Below are 18,410 nucleotides of genomic sequence, written 5' to 3'. Positions count from 1 at the left end.
CCCCGCGCCGCCGCGCGCGCCGTGCGTGACGCGCGCGCCGACGCGCGCGCCGGCGACCGGGGCTGAGGGGTTTGAGCTGTGTGATGGGCGCCACCCCAGGGGTGCCGCCCTTCTTCGTTTCCGGGGTTGCGCGTCAGTCCAGGGCGAGGCTTCGCAGGACCAGGCCGGTGGCCGGCTTCGGGCCGAAGGAGGTCGACTTGCGGGGCATGGTGACGCCCTGCCGGGCGAGGTCGCGGACGACGTCCTCCTGGACGGGGTGCATGAGGACGGCCGTGCCGCCGCGGCGCTCGGCCTGTTCGACGGCGGCCTGGGCGTCGTGGATGTAGGCGATGTCCTCGGGGGCGTCCGGGATGTGCCAGACGTTCTCCAGGAGGGTGGAGTGGAGGACGGTCGCGTCGAGGGTGCGCCATGCCTGGGGGCGGTCGGTGCGGATCGTGCGGTCGAGGAGGGCGGGGTCGGGGAGGTCGACGAGGTGGAAGGCGCCGTCGCCGGCGAGGAGGAAGGCGTTGCCGTCGGCGGCGGCGGTCGCGAGGGCCTCCAGGGCCACCGGCAGGGGCTGCTCGATGCGGCGCACCCGGAAGGAGCCGGACAGGCCCGCGAGGGCGTCGGTGACCGGGAGGCGGCTGAGGAGACGGTGGATGGCGCGGACCCGGAGCGGGTAGCGGGCGGTGTCGACGAGGAGGACCAGGCCGTAGTTCCAGGGGCCCGGGGCGGTGTGTTCCTCGCGCAGGCGCAGGTAGGTCGCCCAGCGGTGGTGGCCGTCGGCGATGAGCGCCTGGTGCCGTGCCAGCTCGCCGGCGACGGTGGCCAGCTCGGCGGGGTCCGTGACGGACCAGAGGCGGTGGTGGAAGCCGTCCTCGGTGGTCGTGGAGAGCAGGGGCTCGCGCCGGACGGTGCGTTCGACGACCGCGTCGGCGCCGTCGCCCTCGCCGACGTAGGTGAGGAGCAGCGGCTCCAGGTTGGCGGCGGTGGTGCGCATGAGGGCGGCGCGGTCCTCGACGACGTGCGGCATGACGTCCTCGTGGGGGAGGACGATGCCCGCGTCCGGGGTGGACAGCTCCAGGGCCCCGATGATGCCGCGCTGGAGGATGCCGTCGCCGTGCTGCTCGTACACGTAGAGCGCGGGCTCCGGGTCCGGGGCGAGGACGCCGTCGGCGAGCCACCGGTCGAGGGTGACGGCGGCCTTGCGGTGGCGGGTGCCGGCGGTGATGGCCTGCGGGAGGATCAGCCGGACGATGTTGTGGGGGTCGGCCGACTCCAGATGGAGCAGCCCGTCAGGTCGTACGACGACGTCGTAGGGCGGGGACGTCACGGCGGCGAGGCTGCCGACCCGTTCGGGGACGTAGCGGAGTCCGCGGAACGGGGCCAGGCGCAGCCCTGCGGTGTCGTCGCGGACGTCGGCGGCCGCGTGACCTGAGGTGTTCATCTCGTCATCGTATGTGGGCCGTGGCCATGAGCGATGATCGGGGGAGCGGGGGAATTTCACCCGGTGAGGCGAGGAGTGTGCGGTGACGGTGCGGATCGGCCAGGGGCGGCGTGACGGCGACAGGAATCGTCCGGGCGGCAGCGCGGTGCCGTTGAGCGAGGCGTACGACACGGCGCTCCTGGACCTGGACGGCGTGGTGTACGCGGGGGGCGAGGCCGTTCCGCACGCCGTCGAGTCGCTCGGCGTGGCGCGGGCCGGCGGCATGCATCTGGCGTACGTCACGAACAACGCGCTGCGGACGCCGGAGGAGGTCGCCGCGCACCTCACCGAGCTGGGGGTGCCGGGGGCGGAGGCCGGGGACGTGGTCACCTCGGCGCAGGCGGTCGCCCGGCTGATCGCGGACGACGTGCCGCCCGGGTCCCGGGTGCTCGTCGTCGGCGGGGAGGGGCTGCGGGTGGCGCTGCGGGAGCGGGGTCTGGTGCCGGTGGAGTCGGCGGACGACGAGCCGGTGGCGGTCGTGCAGGGGTACGGGGGGCCGGAGCTGCCGTGGCGGCGGTTCGCGGAGGCGGCCTACGCCGTGGGGCGGGGCGTGCCGTGGTACGCCTCGAACACGGATCTGACGATTCCCGGGGCGCGGGGCATCGGGCCGGGGAACGGGGCGGCGGTGGAGGTCGTGCGGATCGCGACGGGCGGCCGCGCGGAGCCGAAGGTCGCGGGGAAGCCGCTGCCGCCGATGCACCGGGAGACGGTGCTGCGGACGGGTGCGGAGCGGCCGCTGGTGGTCGGGGACCGGCTGGACACGGACATCGAGGGGGCGTTCAACGGCGGGGTGGACTCGCTGCTGGTGCTGACCGGGGTGACGGACGTGGCGCAGCTGCTGGCGGCGGTGCCGGAGCACCGGCCGACGTATGTGGCGGCCGATCTGCGGGGGCTGCTCGTGGGGCAGCCGGAGGTGGTCGTGGACGCGGACGGCGGGTTCGGGTGCGGGGCGTGGCGGGCGTCGGTGAGCGCCGGTGAGCTGGTTCTGGAGGAGGCTGCGGCCGAGGCGTCGGTCTCCGGGGGAGCGGATCCGATGGACGCGGTGAGGGCGTTGTGCGGGGCGGCGTGGTCGGCGGCGGACGCCGGCGGTGCCGTGCCGGACGCGGGGAAGGCGCTGGCGCGGCTGGGGGTGTGAGGGCCTTCGGCGCGGTCCGGTTCCGGGGGGTCGTGGGCTGGGGTCCGCGGACCCCTCCCGGCCCCCGGTCGACCCTTGGGAAAGTTGGGTAGGCTAACCTAACTCTTTCTGGGTTGACGGACATCAGGAGTACGGGCATGGACGGTCGGCAGGGACAGCGGCTGAGCGCGGAATCGGTCACCCTCGCGTACGAGCAGCGGGTCATCGCCCGCGATCTGTCCGTCGAGATCCCCGACAACTCCTTCACGGTCATCGTCGGGCCGAACGCCTGCGGCAAGTCCACGCTGCTGCGCGCCCTCTCCCGGATGCTGAAGCCCAGCGCGGGGCGGGTCCTGCTCGACGGGCAGTCCATCCAGACGATGCCCGCGAAGAAGGTGGCCAAGACCCTCGGCCTGCTGCCCCAGTCGTCCGTGGCCCCCGACGGCATCACCGTCGCCGACCTCGTGGCGCGCGGCCGCTACCCGCACCAGGGGCTGCTGCGCCAGTGGTCCCCGGAGGACGAGCGGATCACCCAGGAGTCGATGGAGGCGACGGGCGTCGCCGAACTGGCCGACCGGTACGTCGACGAACTGTCCGGCGGCCAGCGCCAGCGCGTCTGGATCGCCATGGCGCTCGCCCAGCAGACGCCGCTGCTGCTGCTCGACGAGCCGACCACGTACCTCGACATCCAGCACCAGATCGACGTCCTCGACCTCTGCGCCGAGCTGCACGAGACGCAGGGCCGGACGCTCGTCGCCGTCCTGCACGACCTCAACCACGCGGCCCGGTACGCGACCCACCTCATCGCGGTCCGCGGCGGCGAGATCGTCGCCGCGGGGCCGCCGTCCGAGGTCGTGACCGCCGAGCTGGTCGAGCGGGTCTTCGGGCTGCGCTGCCAGGTCATCGACGACCCGGAGACGGGCACACCGCTGGTCGTACCGGCCGGGCGGAAGGCGCGCGCCCGCCGGACCGTGGTGGCTCAGGCGCAGGAGCCCGCGGCCCAGGAGCCCGCGCTACAGAAGTGAGCGGAGCCGGATCAGGTCGCGGAAGCCCGCCTCCAGCCTGACCCGGCCCGAGGCCCACGCCTTCGCGAACTTCAGTTCGCCGCCCACCATCGCCACCAGGTCGTCGCCGGACATCGCGAGCCGGATCTGGGCCTTGGCCCGCGGCGGGCCCGGCACCGTGTCCGCGACCTCGATGCGGCCGTCGGCGAGACGGCCCGTGAAGGTCGTGTCGAGGTCCGTGATGTGGCAGCTCAGGGTGCGGTCGAAGGCGGCCGCACCCCGCACGTCGCCGTCGGCCCGCGCGAGATTGTCCGAAAGTCTGTCCAGTGCGCCGCGGCACTCGGTGATCGTCGCCATCGCCGTCGACGGTACCCCAGTGCTTCGCGGTAGCGTCGGGGCATGAGCGACGAGATGCCGGACCCCTCCGACCAGGCCGCCGAGGAGCCGTACGCGCCCGCCGGGCCCGCTCCGCTCGGCGTCGCCCGGGAGCTCACCGGCCACGGCCCCGTCGACGCGCACCTGGAGCGTCTCGCCGAGGTGGACCACCTCCCGGCGGACGGACACCTGGAGGTGTACGAGGATGTACACCGTGGGCTGCGCGCGGAGCTGACCTCGCTGGACGCGCACCCCGCCCCCCGTCCGTACGACAACAGGAGCTGAACCGAACGTGGCAGGAGTGGCACGCCGCCGTCTCGACGCCGAGCTGGTCCGGCGCAAGCTCGCGCGCTCGCGCGAGCACGCCAGCCAGCTGATCGCCGCCGGCCGGGTGACCGTCGGCAAGACCGTCGCCACCAAGCCCGCCACCCAGGTGGAGACCGCCGCGGCCATCGTCGTCGTCCAGGACGACTCCGATCCCGACTACGTCTCGCGCGGCGGGCACAAGCTCGCCGGCGCCTTCGCCGCGTTCGTCCCGCAGGGGCTGCGGGTCGAGGGCCGGCGGGCGCTGGACGCCGGAGCCTCCACCGGCGGCTTCACGGACGTCCTGCTGCGCACGGGCGCCGCCCATGTCGTCGCCGTCGACGTCGGCTACGGGCAGCTCGCCTGGTCGCTGCAGAGCGACGAGCGCGTCACCGTGAAGGACCGCACGAACGTACGCGAGTTGACACTCGACGCGATCGACGGCGTCCCGGTCGACCTCGTCGTCGGCGACCTGTCCTTCATCCCGCTCGGCCTCGTCCTGCCCGCGCTGGCGGCCTGCACGGCGCCCGACGCCGACCTGGTCCTCATGGTCAAGCCGCAGTTCGAGGTGGGCAAGGAGCGGCTCGGCACGGGCGGGGTCGTCCGGAGCACCGAACTCCGGGCCGACGCGGTGAAGAACGTGGCGCGGCGGGCCGCCGAGCTCGGCCTCGGCGTGCTCGGCGTCACCGCCAGCCCGCTGCCCGGCCCCTCCGGCAACGTCGAGTACTTTCTGTGGCTGCGGGCAGGCGCGCCCGCGCTGGATCCGGCGGATGTCGACCGCGCCGTGGCGGAGGGACCTCGTTGAGCTCAACGGCAGCAGCACCAGATACCGCACCACGTACCGTCTTCCTGCTCGCGCACACCGGCCGGCCGGCCGCCGTGCGCAGCGCCGAACTGGTCGTCCTGGGGCTGCTGCGCTGCGGCATCGGCGTCCGTGTCCTGGAGGCCGAGGCATCGGACCTGCCGCTGCCGCCGTCCGTCGAGAGGGTGCCGGAAGCCTGTTCCGACGCGCTCGACGGCTGTGAACTCCTCGTCGTCCTCGGCGGGGACGGCACGCTGCTGCGCGGCGCCGAGTTCTCCCGCGCCTCCGGCGTGCCGATGCTCGGCGTCAACCTGGGGCGCGTCGGCTTCCTCGCGGAGGCCGAGCGCGACGACCTCGACAAGGTCGTGGACCGGGTCGTGACGAAGGCGTACGAGGTCGAGGAGCGGATGACCCTCGACGTCGTCGTGTACGAGAACGGCGACGTCCTGTACCGCGACTGGGCGCTCAACGAGGCGGCCGTGCAGAAGGTCTCCCCGGAGCGGATGCTGGAGGTCGTCCTCGCGATCGACGGGCGTCCGGTGACCGGCTTCGGCTGCGACGGGGTGATCTGCGCGACACCGACGGGCTCCACCGCGTACGCCTTCTCGGCGGGCGGGCCCGTCGTCTGGCCCGAGGTCGAGGCCCTGCTCATGGTCCCGATCGGGGCCCACGCGCTCTTCGCCAAGCCGCTGATCACCACCCCCCAGTCGGTGCTCGCCGTCGAGGTCGAGCCGCACACGCCCCACGGGGTGTTGTGGTGCGACGGGCGGCGGACCGTGGAACTTCCCGCCGGAGCCCGCGTCGAGGTGCGGCGGGGTGCCGTGCCCGTGCGGCTGGCCCGACTGCACCACGCCTCCTTCACGGACCGGCTGGTCGCCAAGTTCGCCCTGCCGGTGTCGGGGTGGCGGGGCGCGCCGCACTGATCCGCCCGCGTCCTCCGGCCGGCCCGAACGAGCGGCGCGCCGGAGGGTTACGCGCGGGGGCGATGTCGCATCGGACCGGGGAAACCTCGTATGGTCTGGGGCGTGCTGGAGGAGATGCGGATACGGTCGCTCGGGGTCATCGACGACGCGGTGGTCGAGCTGTCGCCCGGCTTCACCGCGGTGACCGGTGAGACCGGTGCGGGCAAGACCATGGTGGTGACCAGCCTGGGCCTGCTGCTCGGTGGACGGGCAGACCCGGCCCTGGTGCGGATCGGCGCGGCGTCGGCCGTGGTCGAGGGGCGGATCAGCGTGCCCCCGGGCGCGCCCGCCGCCGTACGCGCGGAGGAGGCCGGGGCCGAACTCGACGACGGTGTGCTGCTCGTCAGCCGTACCGTCTCGGCCGAGGGCCGCTCGCGGGCCCACCTCGGCGGCCGCTCCGTGCCCGTCGGACTGCTCGCCGAGCTCGCCGACGAACTCGTCGCCGTCCACGGCCAGACCGACCAGCAGGGGCTGCTCAAGCCGGCCCGGCAGCGCGGCGCGCTCGACCGGTACGCGGGCGAGGCCGTCGCCGTGCCGCTGACCGCCTACGGGGACGCGTACAAGCGCCTCAGGGCCGTCACCGGAGAGTTGGAGGAGATCACCACCCGGGCCCGGGAACGCGCCCAGGAGGCCGATCTGCTGCGGTTCGGGCTCGGCGAGATCGAGGCCGTCGCCCCGCTGTCCGGGGAGGACGCCGAACTCGCCGCCGAGGCCGAGCGGCTCGGGCACGCCGAGGCCCTCGCCTCTGCCGCGGCGCTCGCGCACGGCGCGCTCGCCGGCAACCCCGAGGACCCCGAGTCCGTCGACGCGACCACGCTGGTCGCCGGCGCCGGCCGGGCCCTGGAAGCCGTACGGTCGCACGACCCGGCCCTCGCGGCGCTCGCCGACCGGATGGGGGAGATCTCCATCCTGCTCGGCGACGTGGCCACCGAGTTGGCCGGATACGCCGACGACCTGGACGCCGACCCGCTGCGGCTCGCGGCCGTCGAGGAGCGGCGCGCGGCGCTCACCCAGCTCACCCGGAAGTACGGCGAGGACATCGCCGCCGTACTGGCCTGGGCGGAGGAGAGCGCGGCGCGGCTCGGCGAGCTCGACGGCGACGACGACCGCATCGAGGAGCTGACCGTCGAGCGGGACCGGCTGCGCGACGACCTGTCGGTGCTCGCGCAGCGGCTCACCGACGCCCGTACGGAGGCGGCCGACCGGTTCGCCGACGCGGTCACCGCGGAGCTCGCCTCGCTCGCCATGCCGCACGCGCGGGTGTCCTTCGCCATCGGCCAGACCGAGGACCCGGAGGGCGTCGAGATCGGCGGCCGCCGTGTCGCCTACGGTCCGTCCGGGGCCGACGAGGTCGAGCTGCTGCTCGCCCCGCACCCCGGCGCCCCGCCGCGGCCGATCGCCAAGGGCGCGTCCGGCGGCGAGCTGTCCCGGGTGATGCTGGCCGTCGAGGTCGTCTTCGCCGGGACGGACCCGGTGCCGACGTATCTCTTCGACGAGGTCGACGCGGGCGTCGGCGGCAAGGCGGCCGTCGAGATCGGCCGCCGGCTCGCCAAGCTGGCCAGGACCGCGCAGGTCGTGGTCGTCACCCACCTTCCGCAGGTCGCGGCCTTCGCCGACCGGCAGCTGCTCGTCGAGAAGACCAACGACGGCTCCGTGACCCGGTCCGGTGTCACCGTCCTGGAGGGCGAGGAGCGGGTGCGCGAGCTGTCCCGGATGCTCGCGGGCCAGGAGGACTCGGAGACGGCCAGGGCGCATGCCGAGGAGCTGCTGGCCACGGCCAGGGCGGACGCGTGAACCGGGGCCCGGGACGGATCGGGACGTTCGCCGCGGCCTTCGGCGCGACCCGGCTCGCGTACGGGCAGCTGAGGCGCCGGCCGCCGGGCGGCCCTCACGCCTGGGAGCGGACCAACCACGCGGGCCGTCCGGTGGCCCTCCACGCGGGTCCCGCCGCCGCGTTCGGCTCGGCGGCCGCCGTCCTGCCCGGCGCGCCGGGCGTCGCGCTCGCCGTCGCCGCGGCGTCCGTGTGCGGGCGGTACGACGACCTGCGGGGCGACCACCGGCGCGGTTTCCGGGCGCACCTGACGGCGCTTCGGGGCGGCGAGGTGACCAGCGGGACCGTCAAGCTCGTCGGCATCGGTGCCGCCTCGCTCGTCGCCGGGGCCCTCCTCAAGGAGAAGCCCGTGGACAGGCTCCTCGCCGGGGTCGTCATCGCCGGCACCGCGCACCTGGTGAACCTCGTGGACGTCCGGCCCGGGTACGCGGGGCTGACCGTGCTCGGGCTCGGCGCGCCGGGCCTGGTGCGGGGGTCGCTCGCCGCCGCCCCGATGGGTGCCGCGGCGGCGCTCCTCGGCGACGACCTGGGCGAGCGGACCATGCTGGGCGACGCCGGGGCGCACGCGCTCGGGGCCTCCGTCGGCGGTGCGATCGCCGCCGGGAACGGGCGGCTCGGGCTCGCCGCGCACGCGGCCGGGCTGATCGCCGCCGCCGTGTGGGGAGAGCGCCGCAGCGCCAGGGGAGAGCGCCCGTCGCCGAGCGGGGGCGTGGAGAGTTCGCCGTGCGCTCACCCGTGTGAGTGAACCCGTGGGGTGAGTCCGTACGCCGGACGCGTTCCGCACAAGGGAACGACGCCACTTCGCTGCCGGAACGTGCGTACGGTCGGGGGCACGTACTGGCATCCTTGGGCGCGTGACACAGCTCCGTACGGTCCAAGTGCTGGGCGGCGGCAGCGCGGGCAGCAGCGCTCACGTCCGATCACTTGCCTCGGGGCTGGTGGCGAGGGGCGTGCGGGTGACCGTGTGCGCCCCGGCCGAACTCGACCGCGTCTACGACTACCTCGGCGCCGGCGCGCACTTCGTGCCCCTGCCGCGCTTCGGCGACCCCGCCGCCGTCACCGCGCTCCGCAACGCCTTCATCGGCGCGGACGTCGTCCACGCGCACGGCCTGCAGGCATCCGTCCGGGCCGCGCTCGCGCTCACCGGCGACGCCCGGGCGCCCCTGGTGACCACCTGGCACAGCCGCAGCCACCTCGACGGGGCGCGCGGCGGCGTCCAGCGGCTCCTGGAGCGCAGGACCGTGCGCGCCGCCGCCGTCGTCCTCGCCACCTCCTCCGAACTCGTCGACCGGGCCCGGCGGCGCGGGGCCCGGGACGCCCGGCTCGCGCCCGTCACCGTGCCCGCCGCGCGCGGGCCCGTCTGCCTCCACGACGGCAAGGCCCGGGCCGAACTCGGCGCCGTCGACCGCCCGTTGCTCATGGCCGTCGGCGCGCTCGAACGCGGCCGGGGATACCGGACGCTGCTCGACGCCGCACGGGAGTGGCGGGACCTCGACCCGCAGCCGCTGCTCGTGATCGCCGGCGAAGGGCGCGAACGGGCCTTCCTGCAACGGCGGATCGCGTCGGAGGGCCTCGCGGTGCGGCTCATCGGGCGGCGCGAGGACGTCGCCGAACTGCTCGCCGCGGCGGACGTCGCCGTCCTGCCGTCCCGGTGGGAGGCCCGCTCCCTGCTCGCCCAGGAGGCCCTCCGGCTGGGCGTTCCCCTCGTCGCGACGGCCGTCGGCGGCGTCCCGGAACTCGTGGGGGACGCGGCGGAACTCGTGCCGTACGGCGACGCGGGGGCGCTGGCGGGGGCGGTGCGGGGGCTGCTGGACGACGTGGAGCGGCGGATGGACCTGGGGGCGGCCGGGCGGGTGCAGGCGGGGTCCTGGCCCACGGAGGACGAGACCGTGGCGCACGTCCTGAGCGTGTACGACGAGCTGGCGGGGCGGTGACCCCTGGCGGGGCGGTGACGCCTTGCGGGGCGGTGACCCCTGGCGGGGCCCGCGCCCCGGGCTCGGCCGCGGCGGGCGCTATGACGTGTGGCGGCGGGCTCTGAGAGCCAGGGAGAGGGCCAGGACGGTCTGCGGGTCGTCGAGGTCGGTGCCGAGGAGCTCGGAGATGCGGGCGAGACGGTTGTAGAGGGTCTGGCGGTTGAGGTGCAGCTCGCGGGCGGTCTCCGCCTTGCGGCCCGCGTGGGCGAGGTACGTCTCGAGGGTCGGGAGGAGCGGCGGGCGGGACGTGCGGTCGTGCTCGCGCAGGGGCCCGATGGCGCGGTCCACGAAGGCGGGCAGGACGGTGTCCCCGTGGTAGTGCAGGCGCCACAGGAGGAGGTCGATGTCGAGTCGGCGGGCGTCGTACCAGGGGAGGTCCGAGAGGCCCTGGGCGGCCGTCGCCGTCTCGGCCGCGTGCCGCAGGCCCGCCGAGGCGGCCGCCCAGCTGCCGGCGACGCCCACGACGACGACCGGCGGGTGCGCCCCGGCGCGTTCCAGGCCGGCCCGCTCCACTCCCGCGCGCAGCGCCGCCGCGACACGGTCCGCGACCGCCGTGCGCTCCGTCTCCGAGCGGAGTCCGAGGAGGAGGGGGACCCGGCCCTCCACCGGGCGGACGCCGAGGAGGACCGGGACGCCGACGGAGGAGAGCTCTTCGAGGACGGCACGGGCCAGGAGCGCCCAGTTGCCCGACGGGGAGAGTTCCGAGGCCAGGCGCATGACCACCGGCAGGAGCGGGCCGTCGCCCGGTTTGAAGCCGAGGACGCGGGCCTGGGCCGGGGCCGCCTCGGCCGTGATCCGGCCCTCCGCGAGGTCCGTCAGGAAGTCGCCGCGGCCGCGGGCCGCCAGCTCCTCCTCCTGGCGGGCCTGCATGAGGACGACCGCGAGGAGGCCGGCGGCCCGCTCGGCGGCCATCCGGTGGACGGGGGAGAGGGCGCCGGACACCGCGAGGAGCACGAGGCGGGCCCGTACCGACGCCGTACCGGGGCCGCCGCCGGGCACGTCGACGAGGACCGTGCCGGTGGGCGGGCCCGATTCGCGGGCCGCCCGCTGGCCGCGGAGCCCGTCCCACACCTGGAGCGGGTCGGCGGGGGCGGACTCGGTGCCCGCCGCGTACAGCAGCTGGCCGTCGGCGGTCTCCAGGAAGACCGGGTTGGCGGCGAAGTCGGAGAGGATGCGCAGGACCTGCGGGATCCCGCCGCCGCCGAGGAGGGCCTCGGTGCACTGCCGGTGGACCTCTTCGGCCTGGCGCAGGAGCGCGTAGTGACCGTTGACGATCTCGGTGTGGATCTCCTCCGTGACGGCGACGAAGGGGACCTCGCGGTGGAGCTGGACGAGGGGCAGGCCGGCCGTCCGGGCGGTCTCCACTATCGTCGCGGGGAGCCGCGCGAAGCGGGGGCCCAGCTCCACCACGAGGGCCGCGATGCCCCGGTCGGCCAGCCGCCGCACGAAGGCCCGCTGTTCGGCCGGCCGGGTGCCGAGCCCGAGGCCGGTGGTCAGCAGCAGCTCGCCGCCCTTGAGCAGTGACGCGATGTTCGGCACCTCGCCCGCGTGCACCCAGCGCACGGTGCGGTGCAGCCGGTCGGCGCCGGCGACGACCTCCGGGAGCCCGCCGCGGAGGCCCGGGAGTTCGAGCGCCCGCTGCACGGTGATCCCGCCCTGATTGTCCATGGGCCGGGACGCTACCCGCGTCCGCGTTCCGGCGACATCACCCGACGGTCACGGGACCGGACACTTCGTACACCGGGGCGACAACTCGTCGTGCCGTGGCGGGAATTGTGCGACCGCATGTCGATTGTGGCCTGTGTCACACGCGAGGATGCTCTCGCGCCATGACAGAGAACCCCACCCCAGAGGTCCACCGGCTGAAGGCGAACTCGGTCGGCCTCGTCGGTGTCGTCTTCATGGCCGTGGCCACCGCGGCCCCGATCACCGCGATGACCGGAAACCTCCCCATCGCCGTCGGCTTCGGCAACGGCACCGGCGCTCCCGCCGGATACCTCTTCGCGACGCTCGTCCTGACCGTCTTCTCGGTCGGCTATGTCGCCATGGCCAAGCGGATCACCGCCGCCGGTGCCTTCTACGGCTACATCTCGCACGGTCTCGGCCGGATCGCCGGCATGGCCTCCGGCATGCTCGCGGTCCTCGCGTACATCGTCTTCGAGGCGTCGATCGTCGGTGTCTTCGCCTACTTCGCCAGGACGACCGTCGCCGATCAGCTCGGCGTCGACCTGCCCTGGATCGTCTACGCGGCCGTCATGCTCGCCGTCACCGCCGTCCTGTCGTACTTCGACATCAACCTGACCGCCAAGGCGCTCGGCGTGATGCTCGTCGCCGAGATCGCGGTCCTCTTCGCGGTCGCCACCGCCGTCCTGATCGCCGGCGGCGGCCCCGACGGCATCCCCGTCGAGCCGATCAACCCCAAGAACGCCTTCACCGGCACCTCCGCCGGACTCGGCCTCTTCTTCGCCTTCTGGTCATGGGTCGGATTCGAGTCGACCGCGATGTACGGCGAGGAGTCCCGCGACCCCAAGCGGGTGATCCCGCGCGCCACCCTCGTCTCCGTCATCGGCGTCGGCCTCTTCTACATCTACGTGTCGTGGATGACGATCGCCGGCAACGGCCTGAGCGGCTCGGTGAAGCTGTCCGCGTCCGCCAGCCCGCTCGACCTGTTCTTCGCCCCCACCCAGACCTTCATCGGCGCCTGGGCGGTCGACGCCTTCCAGTGGCTGCTGCTCACCGGCTCCTTCGCCTGCGGAATGGCGTTCCACCAGTGCGCCTCGCGCTACCTCTACGCCATCGGCCGCGAGGGCTTCCTGCACCCGGCGCTCGGCCGCACCCACACCCGCCACGGCTCGCCGTACATCGCCTCGTACGTCCAGAGCGCGATCGCCGTGGCCCTCGTGGCCGCCTTCTGGCTGACCGGCCAGGACCCCTACATCCACCTGTACACCCTCCTCGCCATCCTCGGCACGATGGCGATCCTCATCGTCCAGACCCTCTGCTCCTTCGCCGTCATCGGCTACTTCCGCAAGAACCACCCCGAGGACCGGCACTGGTTCAGGACCCTCACCGCACCGCTCCTCGGCGGCGTCGGCATGATCGCCGTCGTCGTCCTGCTGGTCATGAACATGGAGACCGCGGCCGGGCTCGCGGCGGACTCCCTCTTCTTCAAGGCGATCCCCTGGATCGTCGGCCTGGTCTTCTTCGGCGGCCTCGGCCTCGGCTTCTATCTCAAGGCCAAGCGGCCCGAGCGGTACGAGATCATCGGCCGGATCGTCCTGGAGGACGCCGCCGAACGCCCCGCCGAAGAGGTCACCGCGCCCGCCCCCGTGCCCCAGAGCTGACCCTCCCCTCCCGGGTACCCGTCCCCCTTCGTCCAGGAGCGCCCCATGGCACGCACCAACCCGATGCACCTCCTGAACCACCTCGCCGCCGAGCACGCCGACGCCCGACGGCTCGGACTGCCCGTCGACGAGCTCCGCGGCATGCGCGCCGACGCCGTCGGCCGCCGGTCCCTGCTCAAGTACGCCGCCGCCGCCGGCATCGCGGTCGGCGCGGGTGCGGCCGCCGCCGCCCCCGCCGCGGCCGCCACCCCGTCCCCGCCGGTCAAGAGCACCGCCCGGATCGCCGTCGTCGGCGCCGGCATCTCCGGCCTCACCGCCGCCCTCACCCTCCAGGACGCCGGCCTGAGCCCGGTGCTCTACGAGGCGAACCCGGCCAGGGTCGGCGGCCGCATGTGGACCCAGCGCGCCCACTGGGCGTACGGACAGACCTCCGAGATCGGCGGCGAGCTGATCGACACCAGCCACAAGAAGATCCTGGAGCTCTGCCGCCGCTTCGACCTCACCACCGAGGACTTCCTCGGCGGCGGACCCAACGGGGCCGAGGAAGTCCTCTGGTTCGGCGGCGCCTACTACCCGCGCAGCCAGGCCGACGAGGACTTCAACGCCGTCTACCAGGCACTGCGCCGCGACCTCTCCGCGGCGGGAGAGGTCACCTGGAACCAGACCACCCCCACCGGCACCGCCCTCGACAACATGTCGCTGTACGAGTGGATCGAGAGCCGCGTCCCCGGCGGCCACTCCTCGCCGCTCGGCACGTTCATCGACGTCGCCTACAACGTCGAGTACGGCGCCGACACCACCGAACAGTCCTCGCTCGCCCTCGTCCTGCTCATGGGCTACCAGACCAATCCGGGCAACTTCAACGTCTGGGGCCTGTCCAACGAGCGCTACCACATCGTCGGCGGCAACGACCGGCTCCCGAACGCCGTCGCCGGCGCCCTCGCCCCCGGCACCCTGCGCATGGGCTGGTCACTGACCGCCGTACGCGCCGGCACCGACGGCACCCAGACCCTGACCTTCACCGAGGGCAGCGCCACCCGGACCGTCACCGCCGACCACACGATCCTGTGCGTCCCGCTGCCGATCCTCCAGCAACTGGACCTCTCCCAGGCCGGGTTCGACCCGCTCATGCGCAACCTCCTGCGAGACGCCCGCATGGGCCACTGCACCAAGCTCAACATGCAGTTCGGCACCCGCCCCTGGCGCGGCACCGGCCCCTGGCCCGGCGTCTCCGCGGGTGACTGCTTCACCGACTCCGAGGTCCAGCAGACCTGGGACACCACCAAGATCCAGGGCGGCACCGGCGGCATCCTCCTCCAGTACGGCGGCGGCAGCCTCGCCCGGAACCTGAACCCGGCCGGGCCCTTCTCCACCGAGTCCGACCCGTACGTCCGGAACCTGGTCGACCGCTACCTGGCCGGCATCGACGCCTTCTTCCCCGGCACCTCCCGGGCGTACACCGGCCGCGCCCAGCTCTCCGCCTGGCACAAGAACCCGTACTCGCTCGGCGCGTACTCCTGCTGGCCCGTCGGCTACCTCCACCGCTACGCGAAGTACGAGGGGACCGCGCAGGGCAACGTCCACATCGGCGGCGAGCACTGCTCGTACGACTTCCAGGGCTTCATGGAAGGCGGCGCCACGGAGGGCGAGCGGGCCGCCAAGGAGGTGATCGCCGTCCTGAGGTGAGCCGGCTCAGCCGGCCGGCACGATGTTCTGGTTGAAGCGGAACACGTTGTCGGGGTCGAACGCGGCCTTCACGGCGGCGAGCCGGCGGTAGTTCCTCGCTCCGTAGGAGGAGACGATCCGCTGCTCGCCCTCGGCGCCGACGAAGTTCAGATACGTCGCCTCGAGCGCCCACGGCCGCACGTCGGCCCGCACGTCGTGCACCCACTGCTTCGCCTGCTCGTCGTACGCCGGGTCCTCCCAGGTCGCGAACGGGTGCACCGCCCACGGCGCGGTGCGCCACGGCTGCGGATACCGGGAGGGCCCGGCGGCCACGGCCCCGCCCATCAGGAACAGCACGTGCTGGGTGGCCGTGGACGCGGGGATCCGCGCGCCACGGTCGCAGAAGGTGTCCACGGCCTCGTCGGGGAAGTCCCGCAGGTACTCGGCGGACCAGTAGTTCCGCAGCCCCGGCGGGTCGTCGAGCATCGACTGCAGCTCCACGTACGGGATGTCCGTGACGATCTCGACCACCGGCTTCAGCGCGAACAGCGGCGCCGCGAGGTCGCGGAGCTCCTCGACCGGGCCCGTGTACGTGAGCAGCGTCCCGCAGACCAGCTTGCCGACCAGGTCCTCCGGGATGAACGGCTCCGGGGGTGCGGGCAGGTAGATCGCCCCACCGCCCATCTCGTCGGGTGCGCCGGCGCCGAGATCACGGAAGGTGCGCACCACCTCGGGCGCGTTGTCGGGCAGGAAGAACAGCATCGCGACGCTCATCCGGGGCAGCGGGTGCAGCCGCATCGTCAGCGAGGTCGCCACCCCGAAGTTCCCGCCGCCGCCGTGCAGCGCCCAGAACAGCTCCGGGTTCTCCTCCTCGTCCGTGTGGACGTGCTTGCCCTCGGCGGTGATCAGGTCGGCGGCGAGCAGGTTGTCGCTCGCCAGCCCGTACTTCCGCTCCAGCCACCCCGAGCCGCCGCCCAGCGTGAAGCCGCCGACACCGGTCGTGGACACCCGCCCGCCGGTCGTCGCCACCTGGAACGGCTGGCACGCGTGGTCCAGGTGGGCCATGGTCGCCCCGCCCTCGATCCGCACCGTCATGTCCTCCGGGTCCACGACGACCCCGTGCATGCGGCGGAGGTCGACGATCAGCGCGCCGTCGATCATGGAGGACCCGGCGACACTGTGCCCGCCGCCGCGCACCGCGATCGGCAGCTCGGCCGCGCGCCCGAACAGGATCGCGTTGGACACATCGGCCTGCGTGGCGCACTGGGCGATCACCGACGGGCGCCGGTCGATCATTCCGTTGTGCAGGGCACGGGCCTCGTCATAGCCCGGATCACCGGGGACGATCACCTCGCCGGCCAGGTCCTCGACCAGTCCGGCCAGGGCGCTTTCGGAGACATGGGGAGCCATGGGAGCCCCCCTTTCGTACGGGGGGACGGGACCCTCTCATCGTAGGTCCGGGCGCCGTCCCCCGCGCGGGGCCGTCTCAGCCGCCGTACGCCCCGCTCGCCGTCAGCCGCAGCGCGGTGTCGATCAGCGGGACGTGGCTGAACGCCTGCGGGAAGTTGCCCACCTGGCGCTGGAGCCGCGGGTCCCACTCCTCGGCGAGCAGCCCGAGGTCGTTGCGGAGCGAGAGGAGTTTCTCGAACAGCGTGCGCGCCTCGTCGACCCGGCCGATCATCGCCAGGTCGTCCGCCAGCCAGAACGAGCAGGCGAGGAACGCGCCCTCGTCACCCTCCAGGCCGTCGACGCCGGCCTCCTCGCCGGCCGTCGGATAGCGCAGCACGAAACCGTCCTCCGTGGACAGCTCCCGCTGGATCGCCTCGATCGTGCCGATCACCCGCTTGTCGTCCGGCGGCAGGAAACCCATCTGCGGGATCAGCAGCAGCGAGGCGTCCAGTTCCTTGGAGCCGTAGGACTGCGTGAAGGTGTTCCGCTCCTTGTCGTAGCCCTTCTCGCAGACGTCCCGGTGGATGTCGTCGCGCAACTGCTGCCACCGCTCCAGCGGGCCGTCGGCGTCGCCGGACTCGATGAGCTTGATCGTGCGGTCGACCGCCACCCAGGCCATCACCTTGGAGTGCACGAAGTGGCGGCGCGGGCCGCGCACCTCCCAGATCCCCTCGTCGGGCTGGTCCCAGTGCTTCTCCAGGTAGTTGATCAGCTTGATCTGGAGGAGGGAGGCGTAGTCGTTGCGGGAGAGCCCCGTCATATGGGCGAGGTGGAGGGCCTCGGTGACCTCGCCGTAGACGTCCAGCTGCAGCTGGTTGGCGGCGCCGTTGCCGACCCGGACCGGGCCGGAGTTCTCGTACCCCGGCAGCCAGTCCAGCTCCGCCTCGCCGAGCTCCCGCTCGCCGGCGATGCCGTACATGATCTGGAGGTTCTCCGGGTCGCCCGCGACCGCGCGGAGCAGCCAGTCCCGCCAGGCGCGGGCCTCCTCGCGGTAACCGGTGCGCAGCATCGAGGAGAGGGTGATCGCCGCGTCCCGGAGCCAGGTGTAGCGGTAGTCCCAGTTCCGCACGCCGCCGATCTCCTCGGGCAGCGAGGTGGTCGGCGCGGCCACGATCCCGCCGGTCGGCGCGTACGTCAGCGCCTTCAGCGTGATCAGCGAGCGGACCACCGCCTCCCGATAGGGGCCGTGGTACGTGCAGTGCTCGACCCACTCGCGCCAGAAGTCGGCGGTCGCCTCCAGGGAGCCCTGCGGGTCCGGCAGCGCCGGCGGCTCCTTGTGGGAGGGCTGCCAGGACAGCGTGAAGGTGATCCGCTCACCGGGGGTGACGGTGAAGTCGGAGTAGGTCGTGAGGTCCTTGCCGTGGGTCTCGGCGTCGGTGTCCAGCCATACCGAGTCGGGTCCGGCGACGGCGACCGTGCGCTCGCCGACCTTGTGCACCCAGGGCACGATCCGTCCGTAGCTGAACCGCATCCGCAGCGAGGAACGCATCCGCACCCGGCCGGAGACGCCCTCGACGATCCGGATCAGCTGCGGGGCGCCGTCGCGCGGCGGCATGAAGTCGGTCACCCGGACCGTGCCGCGCGGGGTGTCCCACTCGGACTCCAGGATCAGCGAGTCGCCCAGGTAGCGGCGCCGGTCGGCGAAGGCCGGCTCGGCGTCCGCGGGACCGGCGGGTCCCACCCGCCAGAATCCGTGTTCCTCGGTGCCGAGCAGTCCGGCGAAGACCGCGTGCGAGTCGAAGCGGGGGAGACACAGCCAGTCGACGCTGCCGTCCCGGCAGACCAGGGCAGCGGTCTGCATGTCTCCGATGAGTGCGTAATCCTCGATGCGCCCGGCCACGTGCTTCACTCCAGTCGAACGGCCATGTCCGCCCCGCGGGGCGCTTGCTCGGACCGATCCGGCCGGGTGACGGCCGCATGATCCGTGTGTGTCAGCGGTCAAGGGATCTTCGACGAGCTCTTGGTCCGGGTGACAGGCGGGGTGGTGCCCTGGCCGGCCGGCTCGGTGGGCTGTGTCCGAGCAGGATACGTCGCACCCTAGTGACCCGGTGATCACGCCGGTAACGGCGTTGCTCCGATCAGGTGAACGGCCCCCGTCCCCTCCTGGGCGGGTCAGGCCGACA

At 73.6% G+C, this 18,410-nt stretch carries 15 protein-coding genes; 10 read left to right on the top strand and 5 right to left on the bottom strand.

Annotation, left to right across the window (positions count from 1 at the left end; genetic code table 11):
- Positions 1-133: 133 nt before the first annotated feature.
- Positions 134-1,426: a DUF1015 domain-containing protein gene (locus ACFVZH_RS35525; RefSeq protein WP_384904043.1), complete on the bottom strand. Its 1,293-nt coding sequence runs from the start codon at positions 1,424-1,426 to the stop codon at positions 134-136.
- 82 nt (positions 1,427-1,508) lie between these two features.
- Between ACFVZH_RS35525 and ACFVZH_RS35520 the strand changes: the two genes are divergently transcribed.
- Complete coding sequence (locus ACFVZH_RS35520) at positions 1,509-2,600, top strand: HAD hydrolase-like protein (protein ID WP_384904041.1); 1,092 nt, start codon at positions 1,509-1,511, stop codon at positions 2,598-2,600.
- A gap of 137 nt (positions 2,601-2,737) precedes the next feature.
- Positions 2,738-3,604, top strand: a complete 867-nt coding sequence (locus ACFVZH_RS35515; RefSeq protein WP_384904039.1) for an ABC transporter ATP-binding protein — start codon at positions 2,738-2,740, stop codon at positions 3,602-3,604.
- Here the strand turns inward: ACFVZH_RS35515 and ACFVZH_RS35510 are convergent.
- Complete coding sequence (locus ACFVZH_RS35510) at positions 3,593-3,940, bottom strand: SCP2 sterol-binding domain-containing protein (RefSeq protein ID WP_384904037.1); 348 nt, start codon at positions 3,938-3,940, stop codon at positions 3,593-3,595. The two genes, ACFVZH_RS35515 and ACFVZH_RS35510, sit on opposite strands and share 12 nt — an antisense overlap.
- Before the next feature lie 42 nt (positions 3,941-3,982).
- Here ACFVZH_RS35510 and ACFVZH_RS35505 point away from each other — a divergent pair, with 42 nt between their 5' ends.
- The 6 genes from ACFVZH_RS35505 (at position 3,983) to ACFVZH_RS35480 (ending at position 9,790) form a co-directional block, all read left to right on the top strand.
- Entirely contained in the window at positions 3,983-4,243 is a 261-nt protein-coding gene (locus tag ACFVZH_RS35505; RefSeq protein ID WP_384904036.1) for a hypothetical protein, read from the top strand.
- 7 nt (positions 4,244-4,250) lie between these two features.
- Positions 4,251-5,066 carry a TlyA family RNA methyltransferase gene (locus tag ACFVZH_RS35500; protein WP_384904034.1) on the top strand — a complete coding sequence of 272 codons (816 nt, stop codon included), beginning with the start codon at positions 4,251-4,253 and terminating at the stop codon, positions 5,064-5,066.
- Positions 5,063-5,986 carry an NAD kinase gene (locus ACFVZH_RS35495; protein ID WP_384904032.1) on the top strand — a complete coding sequence of 308 codons (924 nt, stop codon included), beginning with the start codon at positions 5,063-5,065 and terminating at the stop codon, positions 5,984-5,986. The genes ACFVZH_RS35500 and ACFVZH_RS35495 overlap by 4 nt, the downstream gene beginning before the upstream one ends.
- 90 nt (positions 5,987-6,076) lie before the next feature.
- The gene (gene recN / locus ACFVZH_RS35490; RefSeq protein ID WP_384904030.1) at positions 6,077-7,819 is read left to right on the top strand and encodes a DNA repair protein RecN; all 1,743 of its coding nucleotides are present in this window, start codon (positions 6,077-6,079) and stop codon (positions 7,817-7,819) included.
- Positions 7,816-8,601 carry a hypothetical protein gene (locus ACFVZH_RS35485; RefSeq protein WP_384904029.1) on the top strand — a complete coding sequence of 262 codons (786 nt, stop codon included), beginning with the start codon at positions 7,816-7,818 and terminating at the stop codon, positions 8,599-8,601. The genes recN and ACFVZH_RS35485 overlap by 4 nt, the downstream gene beginning before the upstream one ends.
- A 109-nt stretch (positions 8,602-8,710) precedes the next feature.
- Positions 8,711-9,790 (top strand): glycosyltransferase family 4 protein, encoded by a 1,080-nt coding sequence (locus ACFVZH_RS35480; RefSeq protein WP_384904027.1) that lies wholly within the window; start codon positions 8,711-8,713, stop codon positions 9,788-9,790.
- Between the two features lie 78 nt (positions 9,791-9,868).
- Here ACFVZH_RS35480 and ACFVZH_RS35475 read toward each other — a convergent pair whose 3' ends face one another.
- Positions 9,869-11,497, bottom strand: a complete 1,629-nt coding sequence (locus ACFVZH_RS35475) for a PucR family transcriptional regulator (protein ID WP_384904025.1) — start codon at positions 11,495-11,497, stop codon at positions 9,869-9,871.
- A 161-nt stretch (positions 11,498-11,658) separates the two neighbouring features.
- On the opposite strand from ACFVZH_RS35475, the gene ACFVZH_RS35470 reads away from it, so the two are divergent.
- Both ACFVZH_RS35470 and ACFVZH_RS35465 read left to right on the top strand, forming a co-directional pair.
- Complete coding sequence (locus ACFVZH_RS35470) at positions 11,659-13,173, top strand: APC family permease (RefSeq protein ID WP_384904023.1); 1,515 nt, start codon at positions 11,659-11,661, stop codon at positions 13,171-13,173.
- A gap of 45 nt (positions 13,174-13,218) precedes the next feature.
- Positions 13,219-14,859, top strand: coding sequence for a flavin monoamine oxidase family protein (locus ACFVZH_RS35465; RefSeq protein WP_384904021.1), 1,641 nt, complete (start codon positions 13,219-13,221; stop codon positions 14,857-14,859).
- 6 nt (positions 14,860-14,865) lie between these two features.
- On the opposite strand, the gene ACFVZH_RS35460 is transcribed toward ACFVZH_RS35465, so the two are convergent.
- Positions 14,866-16,248: an FAD-binding oxidoreductase gene (locus tag ACFVZH_RS35460; RefSeq protein ID WP_384904019.1), complete on the bottom strand. Its 1,383-nt coding sequence runs from the start codon at positions 16,246-16,248 to the stop codon at positions 14,866-14,868.
- Between the two features lie 76 nt (positions 16,249-16,324).
- Complete coding sequence (locus tag ACFVZH_RS35455) at positions 16,325-18,127, bottom strand: glycoside hydrolase family 15 protein (RefSeq protein WP_384904018.1); 1,803 nt, start codon at positions 18,125-18,127, stop codon at positions 16,325-16,327.
- Between the last annotated feature and the right edge of the window lie 283 nt (positions 18,128-18,410).

Source organism: Streptomyces sp. NPDC059534 (assembly GCF_042743475.1).
Taxonomy (GTDB): Bacteria; Actinomycetota; Actinomycetes; order Streptomycetales; family Streptomycetaceae; genus Streptomyces.
This window is presented reverse-complemented; position numbering and strand designations above follow the sequence as displayed.

Excerpts from the sequence above, each read along its gene's own strand:
- ACFVZH_RS35510 (WP_384904037.1), bottom strand. The coding sequence starts at position 3,940 with ATGGCGACGATCACCGAGTGCCGCGGCGCACTGGACAGACTTTCGGAC.
- ACFVZH_RS35515 (WP_384904039.1), top strand. The coding sequence starts at position 2,738 with ATGGACGGTCGGCAGGGACAGCGGCTGAGCGCGGAATCGGTCACCCTC.
- ACFVZH_RS35465 (WP_384904021.1), top strand. The coding sequence starts at position 13,219 with ATGGCACGCACCAACCCGATGCACCTCCTGAACCACCTCGCCGCCGAG.
- ACFVZH_RS35475 (WP_384904025.1), bottom strand. The coding sequence starts at position 11,497 with ATGGACAATCAGGGCGGGATCACCGTGCAGCGGGCGCTCGAACTCCCG.
- ACFVZH_RS35525 (WP_384904043.1), bottom strand. The coding sequence starts at position 1,426 with ATGAACACCTCAGGTCACGCGGCCGCCGACGTCCGCGACGACACCGCA.
- ACFVZH_RS35505 (WP_384904036.1), top strand. The coding sequence starts at position 3,983 with ATGAGCGACGAGATGCCGGACCCCTCCGACCAGGCCGCCGAGGAGCCG.
- ACFVZH_RS35460 (WP_384904019.1), bottom strand. The coding sequence starts at position 16,248 with ATGGCTCCCCATGTCTCCGAAAGCGCCCTGGCCGGACTGGTCGAGGAC.
- recN (WP_384904030.1), top strand. The coding sequence starts at position 6,077 with ATGGTCTGGGGCGTGCTGGAGGAGATGCGGATACGGTCGCTCGGGGTC.
- ACFVZH_RS35470 (WP_384904023.1), top strand. The coding sequence starts at position 11,659 with ATGACAGAGAACCCCACCCCAGAGGTCCACCGGCTGAAGGCGAACTCG.